The following is a 12,416-nucleotide window of genomic DNA, read 5'->3' as shown; positions in this document are numbered from 1 at the left end:
CAGCGGTTTTTTTATTGCCTTTCCCGTTTGAATACCCGCTCCCAAAGTCACTGCGATTCTGTTTCTCCCTCGCTTATACAGGAACGAATACTTACCATTTTGTTATCACTACTATACAGCAAACCCAAACCAGCTATATGTTAAATATTAGCTATAACTGACTGTTTTTTCACAATTTTCATTAAAATTATTTTGTGTATACCCACCATCTTGCCTAATACTGACTGCATTTTGACATTTATTTGACTTTGCTTTAACAGGACTTTAGCTTTGATTAATTGTACTTTTTCTCCTAACATTTTAATCAGTAGTAAACCTGTTTAGCTATGTGTTCACCTACTTCCCTTTTAAAAGAAATCTAAACCAGTCAGCATCATGAGACGAGCATTACAACGCTATCCGGCAAGTCTGGCAATCCGATGCGCACTTGTACCCCTGACCCTGGGTCTGGTGTTTGGCGATGCCTGGGCAACAAACGAAGGGGCCGAACTACGATTGGCCTACGAACACGTGATGGAACAACCCGCCGACGTGGTGGTGTCGGGCAAAGTAACGGATGACAAAGGCGAGGCCCTTCCGGGGGTCAACGTGGTTGTAAAAGGGACCACACGAGGCAGTACGACAGACGCTCAAGGGCAGTTTTCGATCACGGTGCCCAACCCCAACACCGTACTGGTGTTCTCGTTTGTGGGCTACCGCTCGCAGGAGATCACGGTGGGCAACTCGACCCGGCTCAGCATTCAACTGGCGGCCGACGATCAGTCGCTCGACGAGGTAGTGGTGGTAGGCTACGGTACGCAGTCGCGGGGTACGGTAACCGGCTCCGTAGCCGCCGTGAAAGCCGACGAGATTATCCGCACACCCGCCGTAGCTACCTCAAGTGCACTGGTGGGCCGGGTGCCGGGCATTACGGCCCGCCAAACCGACGCCCGGCCCGGTGGCGGCACCAACATTCAGATTCGGAACATGGGCTCGCCCCTGTACGTTATCGACGGGATTGTGGCCGATGCCGGTCAGTTCAATAACCTCGGCATCAACGATATTGAAAGTATCTCGATCCTAAAAGATGGCTCGGCTGCCATTTACGGGCTCCGGGCCGCCAACGGGGTTGTACTGGTAACCACCAAGCGGGGCAAAGCGGGCCAGAAGCCCGTAATCAGCCTGTCGGGGTATTACGGGCTTCAGAACTTCACGCGGTACCCGCGCCCGGCCAATGCCTACCAGCACGTACGGGCCCTGGCCGAGTCGGACCAGAACCGGGGCATCCCGAGCACCATCACCGCACCCGAACTCGAAAAATGGCGCGTCGGCACCGAAAAGGGCTACCAGAGTTTCGATTACTACGACATGGTGATGCGCCCCAACGTGCCACAGTCGTACCTCAACGGGAGCGTATCGGGCGGGTCTGAAAACGTAACGTATTACGTATCGGCCAGCCACCTCTCGCAAGATGCCCTCATTCGGGATTACAGCTTCAAGCGGAGTAATTTTCAGGCCAACGTAGAAGCCGGGTTGAGCAAAAAACTCCGGATTGGCACCCAGATCAGTGGCCGGATCGAAGACCGGTTTCAGATTGGCGTACCGGGCCTTGATGATTACTTCAACCCGTTTCTGAGTATCTTTTCAATGTGGCCCACCGAGCGGCCCTACGCCAACGATAACCCGAAGTACATCAACCAGACGCATAACGTAAACGTAAACCCGGCTACGTACCGCAAAGAAATTACCGGTACCATTGACGAACTCTGGCGGGCGGCCAAAGCCAACTTTACGGCCCAGTACGACTTCGATTTTGGCCTGAGCGTGAAAGGAACGTACTCGTACAACTTCTCTAACTTCGATTTTGATGGGTTTGAGTACACCTACGATGCCTACACCTACGACCCCAAAACCGACACGTACAACGTAGTACCGGGCGGGGGCAACCAGAACCCCTGGCGCGAACGCCGGAAGCGGAACATCACCGACCGGTTCATGCAGTTGCAGGCTACCTACAACAAGCAGTTTGGCGATCATGGCCTGGCCACGGTAGCCGCCTACGAACGGTACGACACCGACAACAAATACCTGGTGGTGCACACGGTTCCGCCTAACAACTACATCCCGCTGATGTCGTTTGCCAATCAGGATCTGCTCATCGACGAGTGGAACGTAACGGCGCGGGCGGGCTACATTGGCCGGGTCAACTACAACTACAAGCAGCGGTACCTGCTCGAACTGCTCGGGCGGTACGATGGCTCGTTCCTGTTTGCGCCCGGTCGGCGGTACGGGTTCTTCCCCGGCGCGTCGGTAGGCTGGCGGGTGAGCGAGGAATCGTTCTTCAAAGACAAAGTAGGCAGTGCCATCAGCGAGCTGAAACTCCGGGCCAGCTACGGCCGTACAGGTAGCGACCTGATCAACGATAACTTCATTGTGGCTCCGTTCAGCTACCTGCCGGGCTACAACTTCCTGCAAGGCAGCGCCATTTTCAACGGCAACTACACCATTGGGGTGCAGCCGCGCGGACTACCCATCACCACGCTGTCGTGGGTAACCAACGTATCGACCAACTTAGGTCTGGACTTCGGTTTGCTCGGCGGCAAAATATCGGGTCAGTTCGATGTGTTTGAGCGCAAGCGCAAAGGGTTGCCAGCCGCGCAGTATGACGTGCTGTTGCCGAGCGAAGTGGGCTACACCCTGCCCAACGCCAACCTCAACTCCGACGCCATCCGGGGTATCGAAGGGGCCTTGTCGTACAACGGTAAAGTGGGTGGGCTCACCTACACCGTGGGGGCCAACGCTACGCTGGCCCGGCAGCGGAGCCTCGACATCTACAAGCCGCGCTTCGGCAACTCGTGGGATCAGTACCGCAACTCGGCCGTAGACCGGTGGTCGAGCATCAACTGGGGCTACCAGGTGGTGGGCCGGTTTGGGTCGCAGCAGGAAATTGACGCTTACAACGTAGACAACGACGGGCAGGGCAACCGTACCCAGCTCCCCGGCGATTTTATCTACAAAGACGTGAACGGCGACGGGGTCATCAACAACCTCGACGAGCGGCCCATTGGGTACGCCGAAGGGGCCACCCCGTATTTCAACTACGCATTCAACGGCACGCTGGGCTACCGGGGCTTTACGTTGCAGGTCGACGTAGTGGGCGCGGGTCTGCAAACGTTCCGGCGCGAGGTGGAGCAGAAAATTCCGTTCCAGAACAACGGTACCTCGCCGGGCTACATTTTTGAAGACCGCTGGCACCGGGCCGACCCGTTCAACGCCGACAGCCCCTGGATTCCGGGCACCTATCCGGCCGTTCGGAAAGATAGCCCCAGCCACGTGAACTACAGCCGCCGGAGCGATTTCTGGGTGACCAACGTGCGCTACCTGCGCCTGCGCAACCTCGAAATCGGCTACAACATTCCGAAGGCATTCCTGAGCAAGTTGGGCATGTCGGCCATGAAGGTGTACGTCAACGGCACCAACCTGATTTCGTTCGATAACCTGAAAGCGATTCAGGTCGATCCCGAAATCTCGTCAAACGGCGCTCTGGTGTACCCACCCCAGCGCCTGTACAACGCCGGTTTTGCGCTGAGTTTCTAATTCCCCAAACGACCTTACCAATGAACCGTTTTCATAAATACCTGTCGATTGGCCTGCTCACCCTGAGCCTGACGGCCTGCAAAGACGATTTTCTGGAGCGCCAGCCACCCAACATCATTCTGGAAGAGCAGGTCTGGAACGATGCCAAAATGATTACGAGCCTGCTGGCTAACTACTACGACCGGCTACCAGCCCACACCCAAATCGACAACGGCTGGGATCAGTTTGCGGCCTACGACGAGGCCATGTGGTCGGGTAATAACGATGGTCCCAACAACATTGTGTCGTACGGTTTTGAGCGGTGGCGGCTGTGGGATTACGGCCTGATCCGCGACATCAACCTAGCCCTGGAAAGCATCGAAACCAAGAGTACAGCCCTCTCGGCGGCTCAGAAAAGCCAGTTTTCGGCCGAGTTCCGGTTTCTGCGGGCGTTTATGTACTTCGAGTTGGTGAAGCGGATGGGCGGGGTGCCTATCATCACCAAGCAGCTTATTTACGACTTTAGCGGCAACCCCTCGTCGCTCCAGTTTCCGCGGAACAAGGAATCGGAAGTGTATGACTTCATTGCCACGGAACTAGACGCCATCAAGAACGACCTGGGTAATACGGGCAGCAACACCCGCGCCAACAAGTTTACGGCTATGGCACTCAAAAGCCGGGCTATGCTTTACGCGGGCTCCATTGCGAAATACAACAACCGCATGGGTGCCCCCATCAGCACGCCCGGTGGCGAAGTAGGTATTCCGGCGGCCCGAGCGCAGGAGTACTACACCAAAGCCCTCGAAGCGAGTAAAGAAGTGATTGCCGGGCCGTATCAGCTCTACCGGGCCAACCCCAATCTGGGCGAGAATTTCTTTGAGGCTATCACCAAAAAGCTGAATAACTCGGAGGTGATTCTGGCCAAGGATTTCCTGACGGCCAAAGACAAGCGGCACTCGTTTAGCTACGACAACATTGCCCGCAACATTCGCGAAGACAACCTGTCGTCGTCGAACGTGACGCCGGTACTGAATCTGGTGGAGGCTTACGAGTATCTCGACGGCACCCCCGGCACGCTGAAAACCCGCACCGCCGACGATAAGGACTTTATTTACTACGACAACCTGAGCGGCCCCTTTGCCAACAAAGACGCCCGCCTGTACGGCACCGTGATTTATCCGGGTACGAGCTTCAAAGGGCAAGATGTGCAGATTCAGGCCGGTGTGATGGTCTGGAATGCCGCCAGCAATTCGTACCAGACCATTGAGGGCAACACCCTCGGGGCAAACCATACCGACGGGCGGCTCCTCACGGGCAGCTCGGGTCCGCAACGATCGCAAACGGAGGTATCGAACACGGGTTTTTACCTGCGGAAGTACATTGACCCGGCTCCGCTGTCGAGCACACGCGGTATCCGAAGCGATATGTGGTGGGTCCGTTTCCGGCTGGGTGAGGTGCTGCTCAACGCGGCCGAAGCCGCCTTCGAGCTGGGACAAACCGCCGAAGCCCTCACCTACGTGAACCGCGTACGCGAACGGGCGGGCTTCCCGGCCAACAGCCTCACAAGCCTCACACTGGCCCGTTTGCAGAACGAGCGCCGGGTGGAGCTGGCTTTCGAAGACCACCGCGTGTGGGACCTCAAACGCTGGCGCATTGCCCACGAAATCTGGAATGGCAACGTGACCAACCCCGACGCCATGATGTACGCCCTGTACCCCTACCGGATTGTGCGCCCCGGCGACCCACGCGATGGCAAATACGTGTTTGTGAAGCTGCTGGCTCCCCGGTTCCGGGCTCCGCGTCTGTTCCAGATGGGCAATTACTACTCGTCAATCGATCAGAACGTAATCAACAACAACCCGAAGATCGTTCGTAACCCATTCCACTAAGACCTGACTATGAAATCCATCTATTTTAGCCTGTTGGCGGGGGTTCTTCTCCTCAGCGGCTGTCAGAAAGACAATTTCGATCCGCCAAGCTCAACCATTACGGGCCGGGTTATCTACGACAATCAGCCCGTGGGTGTGCGTACCAACGGCGTACAGCTCGAACTATGGCAGCGGGGCTTCCAGCTTTTCACCAAAATTCCGGTCTATGTGTCGCAGGAGGGTACGTTCTCGGCCGTGGTGTTCGATGGCGACTATAAGCTCGTACGGTTACGGGGCAATGGGCCGTGGGTCGACAATAGCGATACCATCAATGTGCAGGTGCGGGGGGGCGCGCAGGTCGACGTACCGGTGCAGCCTTATTTCGTGATTCGGAATCCGGCATTCCAGAAAACCGGCACCAACATTACGGCCAACTGCACCATTGGGCAGGTGGCAACGGGCCGGGCCATCGAGCGGGTTACGCTGTACGTAGGCGCTACGCAGTTTGTCGATATCAACAACAACGCGGGCTCCAACAGCCTGACCGGGGCCGCCTTGTCGGACCTGACCAAATCGCTGGCGTTTTCGGCTGCTGTACCGGCCGCCGTTACGGGTAAAGGCTACTGCTACGCCCGGCTTGGGGTCAAAACCGTAGGGGTGGCCGAGATGCTCTACAGCCCCGTGCAGAAGATTACGTTGTAAAGGTTTTTTGTGAAGAGATGTCATCTTGTTCGGAAAGATGACATCTCTTGTAAGTGAATGAACAATGTAAAATGCATAACAAAAATCGTATTACCTGCTGACAATCAGTCATTTCATTGTGCATTTCACATTGTTCATTATACATTTAACTCTGTCTGACTACTCAACGGAATCGTTACAGGTTAAAACAGGTTTCATCCCATGCTTTCCCGACTTATCCTGTCGCTCGCTCTACTGACGCACCTGACGGCCGTAGCCCAAACACCGGTCTCTACGTCGGGCATTACCACACACGACCCAAGTACCCTTCAGAAAGAGGCCGGCCGGTACTGGTATTTCTCCACCGGGCACGGCATTCAGGCTGTCAGCTCAACCGACCTTCAGACGTGGAAACTCGAAAAACCGGTGTTTGAACGGGGAACATGGCCCAACTGGATTGACAGCACTGTGCGGGGGTTTAAAGGGCATTTCTGGGCGCCCGACTGCATCCGCATGAACGGAAAATACTACCTCTACTATTCCTGTTCTACGTTCGGCTCGCCCGTATCGGCCATCGGCGTAGCTACCTCTCCTACCCTCGACCCACAATCGCCCGACTACCGATGGACCGATGCAGGCATGGTGGTGAGGTCCAAAACACGCGACGACTTCAACGCGATTGACCCCGGCCTCATGCGCGATACCGACGGGCGGGTGTATCTGGTCTATGGCTCCTTTCACGGCGGTATTGGAGCCGCCGAACTGGATACGCTCACGGGGAAGGTCAAAGCGGGCACCACCGTTGGGCGGGTAGCCGGTGGGCGGCAATCCGACTGGGAAGCGCCCGCCCTACACCGCGAGGGCAATTACTACTACCTGTTTGTCAACAACGGGTTTTGCTGCAAAGGACTCAACAGCACGTATTACATTGTGGTGGGCCGGTCCACAAGCCCACTCGGGCCGTTTGTGGATAGGGAAGGCCGCGACCTGACGGCCGGGGGCGGCACCCTTGTTCTGCGCACAACCGGGCCGTACATTGGGCCGGGACACGTGGGTGTCTTGCGGGAGGGTAAGCAAACGCTGGCCTCCATTCATTACTACGATGCCGACGACAAGGGACGGTCGAAAATAGCCATCCGGCGGCTTAAATTCCGCAATGGCTGGCCCGTGCTGGAGTAATACCGGGAGCCTTGTCGGGGAGATAGCCTACTTTTGCTTACTTTACCCTGCAACATACCCTCCGCCATGATTACGCCTTTTCTTCAGGACGACGCCCTCCTTACCGACATCGAGACCGCCCGGCAACAGCCCGACCAACTGCATATCTGGTGGCTGGGGCAGAGTGGCTTTCTGATTCAGTATGCCGGGCAGCACCTGCTTTTCGACCCGTACCTGTCGGACTCGCTCACCCGAAAGTACGCCCACACCGACAAGCCGCACGACCGCATTTCGGAACGGGTAATTGATCCGGCCCGGCTCCCCCGCATCGACGTACTCACGTCGAGCCACAACCATACCGACCACCTCGACGCCGAAACCCTCGGCCCCATTCTGGCCCACAGCCCCGACGCCCGGCTGGTGTTTCCCGAAGCTAACCGGGCCTTTGTGGCCGACCGGCTCAGTCTTGCAGCCAACACGCCCACCCTCGTGGGGCTTACCGATGGGCAGACGGTCCAGTTAGGCCCATTTCGGTTGTATGGCGTACCGGCTGCCCACAACGAACTCGAACGCGACGCGCAGGGATGGCCCCGATTTATGGGGTTTATCGCCCGTGTAGGGCCATACACGCTTTACCACTCGGGCGATACGCTCTGGTTCGACGGGCTCGAAACCCTGTTGCAACCGTTTGGGGTCGATGTGGCGTTTCTGCCCATCAATGGCAACAAACCCGAACGCCGGGTAGCGGGTAATCTGAACCCCGACGAGGCCGCCCGGCTGGGCAAAGCCATTGGCGCGGGGCAGGTAATCCCCCACCACTACGACCTGTTTGCGTTCAACACCGCCAACCCGGCCGAGTTTATCCAGGCTTGCCATACCCACCAAACCCCCTACCGGGTACTCCGGCTGGGCGAGCGACTCACGGTATAAGTCATCCACAAAAAACGCTGCCCGGTCGGGCAGCGTTTTTTTTATTCAACAGGTCGGTAGCCAATCAGGCTTGCCCAAATTGCCCGGCCGCTGTACGCAGAGCCGCGGCTAATCCCTCAATCCGTACCGACAGGTCTCCTTCCGGGCCCAGCGTGACGCCAAGCTGACGAGCCTGCTCCGACATGGTCTGCAATAATTGTGACAGCTCGGCTGGATCGGGGCCGGTACCTTCGAGTCCGTTTTTCAGTTGTTCCAGCGAGCCCGCCAAACCGGTGGTGTTTTCGCTGTGCCGTAATTGCTCAATCCATTGGTCAATGATACCCTTGCCGTTTTGCGGGGTCATCTCGGCCACGTTCCCTTCCAGCAAATCCATTGTCTGGTCGAGAAGATCGGTTGTTTTGGCGTGTATATCTTTTTCGGGGTTCATAGCTGATTACTGAAGTTACGTAACAGTTCGCTCATACTTTGTAGTCGGCCGGTCCACATGCCTTCGGCGCTGGGCCCCTGAGCCATATCTTCGGCCGCATCGGCCAGCTGGTCCAGCAACGTTTTCACCGTAACCGGGTCGGGTGTGGGATGATTTAGTTCTTCGCGTAGCTGGTGTAGGCCGTTACGAATGCCCTCGACATTGGCGTCGCGCTCCAACGCCTGCAACCAGCCGTCGATCAGCATGACGCCCTGAGCCGGGCTTACCTCCAGCCCATCATTGCCCTGAAAAAAATCGAGGGTATCCTCGATCATCCGTTGTTCCAAAATGTTTGTACCCATGATAAAAGGAATAAAAGAAAAACAAGGCAACCGGAAGCACAGGGGCCTACCCTGTCGCCTTGTTTCTGATTGGGTTGATTTACACGGTTGTCGAAAGCTGCCCGGCAAAGTTGCGCAGGGCTGTCGACAGGGTAGTTAGTCGCGACGCCAGGTCGGCGTCTACCTGCGTTGCTTTCGTCTCGGTCAGCTCGGCCAGTTGCTCCAGCAAGTCCACCAGGCGGGTGTTACGGGGCGATCCCTGTTGCAGTTCGTCGCGCAGCGCCTGCATGGGTTGCATCAGGTCGGCCGCCTGTTCGTTGTTCTCTACCGACGAAAACCAGTCGCCCAGCAGCGACATGCCCTCCTGGGGCGATGCGGCCTGTCCCTGATCGAACGCTTCAATCGTGGTATCGATGAGCGACAGCGCCGGCGACTCGTGGGGTGATGTTTGTTTCGTATCCATACGGACTGTGATTTGGATGATGGGCCTACATAACTGGCATCCGGCCACCAGCACCGGGGCTCGACGCGCCCGTGTCGGTATCATCGGAACCACTGCTGGTAGAGTCGCCTTCGAGCCGGGCACGGCTGGCGTTATCGTCCATATCCGCACTCATCGACCGCTCGGTACCTGAGTTCTGGGTTTCGTCTTCGCCCGACGAGCCGGTGCCGTACCCAGAGCCGTACGAACCGCCCCCTTGTGTGTTGCCCGCGTCGGGCGATTGGCGAGCGTAGTTTTCACTACCCGATTCACCCGTGGCTCCCGCGTTGCTGCCTGCCTGATCGTCCATGTCAATATCGGTTGAGTATGTTCCCTGTGTACTTTGATTGGTGGTGGTGCTGGTCATGGGCGCTTGGCCGCCGGTTTTGGCCGGGCCGCTTTCACCGCCAAGCTGCTGACTAAAGCTCTGCAACGCCAACGACAATTCGGTCAGGGCCGACTGGGCGGCACCATCGGCGGTTTTTCCGGCCTCACCTGCCTGGCTGGCCAGTTGCTCGAGCAACGCCTGAATCGTTTCAGAATCCGGATTGCCCCGCTGAAGCTCTACTTTAAGTTCGCTCAGGGTACTCGCAATTGGGTTGGTCGACGCGTCGCCACTGTGCAGGGCACTAATCCAGTTATCGATCAGAGACACCCCATCTGTGGGCGAAATGGCCTGCACATCGCCGTTAAACGTGTCGATGGTCTGGTTCAGGAGTTGCGTGGTTTGTTGGTTCGGTTGCATGGTCGTTGAGTTTAGGCGCTGATTTGTGTATGAATGTTCTGGAGGGTCGATACGAGCCGTTGCAGTTCGGTTTGCTGGGCACTCGCTTCGGGCATTTGCATGTACGACTGGGTTTCACCAATCAGCTCCTGCAAAAGCTCCTGAATAGATTCTACGTCGGGCGTTTCGTTCTGGCGGGCTACACTCAGTTCGGCCTTGAGGTCTTCCAGAATATCGGCGATGGTGTCGGTTTGGTCGTCGCCGTTTTCGTCGAGGGCATCGATCCACCGGTCAATGACCGACATGCCGTCGATAGCCGTGGTCGACTGGATACTGCCGTCGAATGAATCGGCAGTCTGCTCAATCAGAGCCGTGATTTGTTCATTTTGCGAAGTCATAATCGTTGAGTGTTCGGGGGTATGAATACCATACACCACCGTGGTTGCTGTACTATCTACGACTCAAAACTCTACCGACTCTACAATGTTTATATTTTGACGGAAAATTGGACGTGAGGTTCCTGTTCCTTTATTTCGCGCCCGAACGCCCTCAAACGGGGGCTTTTTCCCTCCCCTCACCCGCATGGATGCCATCCGACTGTTGCCCGAACTGACGTACCAATTTGCCCGTAGCGGTGGCGCGGGTGGCCAGAACGTGAACAAAGTGGCCACCAAGGCCGAGCTGCGTTTTTCGGTGCGCGACTCAGCCCTGCTCACCGATGCCGAACGGGCCATTCTGTTCGAAAAACTGGCCTCTAAACTCACGGGCGAGGGCGAGCTGGTACTTACTCACCAAACTGAACGGACGCAGCTGGGCAACCGCGAAAAAGTGACGCGTAAGTTTTTGCGGTTGATCGAGAAGGCGTTTGAAACACCGAAGCCCCGCCGACCAACGCGCCCCAGCCGGGCGGCCGTAGAAGAACGACGCACCGACAAACGGCTGCGGAGTACCCTGAAAACCAACCGGCGCCGGGTTGATCCGGGTGAGTAAACGGGCTTGCCCATCAAAATCCGTGAAAGTGGGTTAATTTTGCCCTGTATTCTTGTTCAACGGTATTCTTTCGCACCGGCGTCCCGGTTTTTTGTTTTGAATCCTACTATCGGTATCCTCGGTGGGGGTCAGCTTGGCCTGATGCTCCTGCAAGCCAGCATTGACTGGAATCTCCGTATCCATGTGCTCGACCCCGACGCGCAGGCTTCGTGCCGACACCTCTGCACTCATTTTCAGCAAGGCTCCCTGACTGACTACGACACGGTGTACCAATTCGGGCAGGGTGTCGATGTGATCACCATCGAGATCGAAAAAGTAAACGTTGAGGCCCTCGAAGCCCTCCAACGCGAAGGCAAGCAGGTGTTTCCGCAACCGGCCGTGATTCGTACCATTCAGGACAAACGGCTTCAGAAACAGTTTTTCCGGGATCATAACCTCCCTACAGCCGACTTTGTGCTTACCGACGACCGCGCCGATGTGAGCCGACAGGTGGCGCAAAACCCCGACCTGCTGCCTGCGTTTCATAAGCTCGGCCGCGACGGATACGATGGCCGGGGTGTGCAACGTGTTGCCACCACCGCCGATCTGCACAAGGCGTTTGATGCGCCCGGTGTGCTCGAAAAAGCGGTTGATTTTGAAAAAGAACTGGCGGTAATTGTGGCCCGCAATGAGCGCGGTGAGGTGCAAACCTTCCCGACGGTCGAGATGGTGTTTCACCCGGAGCTTAATCTGGTCGATTATCTGTTTGCCCCGGCTTCGATCTCGGAATCTATCGACCAACAGGCACAGACCATTGCCCGCCAAACTGCCGAAGCCTTCGGGATTGTGGGGTTACTGGCGGTGGAATTGTTTCTGACCAAAGAGGGCGAGGTGCTCCTCAACGAAGTAGCGCCCCGGCCCCACAACAGCGGTCACCACACCATCCGGGCCAATGTTACCTCGCAGTTTGAGCAACACTGGCGCGCGATTCTGAACCTGCCGCTGGGCGACACCACCGGCTATCAGCCTGCGGCTATGCTCAACCTGCTCGGCGAGGATGGGCATACCGGTCCGGCCCGTTATGAGGGCCTCGACACCGTGTTGGCTATGCCCGGCGTGTTTCCGTTTTTGTACGGGAAAGCGATCACGAAGCCCTTCCGAAAAATGGGCCACATCACCGTAATGGACCCCGACCTCGATACCCTCCGGCAAAAAGTAGCCGCCGTACAAGGGGCCATTCGGGTGGTTTCGGAATAGGTCCTAAAGCAAAAGTAAATGGATAATGGACATGCGGACTTCAGAC

The 12,416-nt window shown here is 56.9% G+C and carries 12 protein-coding genes; 7 read left to right on the top strand and 5 right to left on the bottom strand.

Features of this window, described 5'->3' with window-relative positions; all coding sequences use genetic code 11:
- Positions 1 to 375: 375 nt before the first annotated feature.
- From F5984_RS17560 to F5984_RS17540, 5 genes are all read left to right on the top strand, one after another.
- On the top strand, positions 376 to 3,576 hold the full coding sequence (locus F5984_RS17560) for a SusC/RagA family TonB-linked outer membrane protein (protein WP_246169097.1): 3,201 nt from the start codon (positions 376 to 378) through the stop codon (positions 3,574 to 3,576).
- Between the two features lie 20 nt (positions 3,577 to 3,596).
- On the top strand, positions 3,597 to 5,444 hold the full coding sequence (locus tag F5984_RS17555; protein WP_152125539.1) for a RagB/SusD family nutrient uptake outer membrane protein: 1,848 nt from the start codon (positions 3,597 to 3,599) through the stop codon (positions 5,442 to 5,444).
- A gap of 9 nt (positions 5,445 to 5,453) precedes the next feature.
- Positions 5,454 to 6,125 carry a DUF3823 domain-containing protein gene (locus tag F5984_RS17550; protein ID WP_152125538.1) on the top strand — a complete coding sequence of 224 codons (672 nt, stop codon included), beginning with the start codon at positions 5,454 to 5,456 and terminating at the stop codon, positions 6,123 to 6,125.
- Positions 6,126 to 6,326: 201 nt separating this feature from the next.
- On the top strand, positions 6,327 to 7,283 hold the full coding sequence (locus F5984_RS17545; protein WP_152125537.1) for an arabinan endo-1,5-alpha-L-arabinosidase: 957 nt from the start codon (positions 6,327 to 6,329) through the stop codon (positions 7,281 to 7,283).
- A gap of 66 nt (positions 7,284 to 7,349) precedes the next feature.
- Positions 7,350 to 8,192 (top strand): MBL fold metallo-hydrolase, encoded by an 843-nt coding sequence (locus tag F5984_RS17540; protein ID WP_152125536.1) that lies wholly within the window; start codon positions 7,350 to 7,352, stop codon positions 8,190 to 8,192.
- Between the two features lie 64 nt (positions 8,193 to 8,256).
- Here the strand turns inward: F5984_RS17540 and F5984_RS17535 are convergent, their stop codons facing one another.
- The 5 genes from F5984_RS17535 to F5984_RS17515 form a co-directional block, all read right to left on the bottom strand.
- Positions 8,257 to 8,619 (bottom strand): hypothetical protein, encoded by a 363-nt coding sequence (locus F5984_RS17535; protein ID WP_152125535.1) that lies wholly within the window; start codon positions 8,617 to 8,619, stop codon positions 8,257 to 8,259.
- Positions 8,616 to 8,960, bottom strand: coding sequence for a hypothetical protein (locus F5984_RS17530; RefSeq protein ID WP_246169095.1), 345 nt, complete (start codon positions 8,958 to 8,960; stop codon positions 8,616 to 8,618). The genes F5984_RS17535 and F5984_RS17530 overlap by 4 nt, the downstream gene beginning before the upstream one ends.
- Positions 8,961 to 9,039: 79 nt before the next feature.
- Positions 9,040 to 9,402 carry a hypothetical protein gene (locus F5984_RS17525; RefSeq protein WP_152125534.1) on the bottom strand — a complete coding sequence of 121 codons (363 nt, stop codon included), beginning with the start codon at positions 9,400 to 9,402 and terminating at the stop codon, positions 9,040 to 9,042.
- A 25-nt stretch (positions 9,403 to 9,427) separates the two neighbouring features.
- Positions 9,428 to 10,165, bottom strand: a complete 738-nt coding sequence (locus tag F5984_RS17520; protein WP_152125533.1) for a hypothetical protein — start codon at positions 10,163 to 10,165, stop codon at positions 9,428 to 9,430.
- A gap of 11 nt (positions 10,166 to 10,176) precedes the next feature.
- Positions 10,177 to 10,542 (bottom strand): hypothetical protein, encoded by a 366-nt coding sequence (locus tag F5984_RS17515; RefSeq protein ID WP_152125532.1) that lies wholly within the window; start codon positions 10,540 to 10,542, stop codon positions 10,177 to 10,179.
- A 184-nt stretch (positions 10,543 to 10,726) separates the two neighbouring features.
- On the opposite strand from F5984_RS17515, the gene arfB reads away from it, so the two are divergent.
- Both arfB and F5984_RS17505 read left to right on the top strand, forming a co-directional pair.
- Positions 10,727 to 11,134, top strand: coding sequence for an alternative ribosome rescue aminoacyl-tRNA hydrolase ArfB (arfB, locus tag F5984_RS17510; protein WP_152125531.1), 408 nt, complete (start codon positions 10,727 to 10,729; stop codon positions 11,132 to 11,134).
- 96 nt (positions 11,135 to 11,230) lie between these two features.
- Entirely contained in the window at positions 11,231 to 12,370 is a 1,140-nt protein-coding gene (locus F5984_RS17505; RefSeq protein WP_152125530.1) for a 5-(carboxyamino)imidazole ribonucleotide synthase, read from the top strand.
- Positions 12,371 to 12,416 lie beyond the last annotated feature (46 nt).

The sequence above is a fragment of the Rudanella paleaurantiibacter genome, from assembly GCF_009184635.1.
In the GTDB taxonomy this organism is placed as follows: Bacteria; Bacteroidota; Bacteroidia; order Cytophagales; family Spirosomataceae; genus Rudanella; species Rudanella paleaurantiibacter.
The sequence above is the reverse complement of the archived record's forward strand: the minus strand, read 5'-3'. Positions and strand labels throughout refer to the sequence as shown.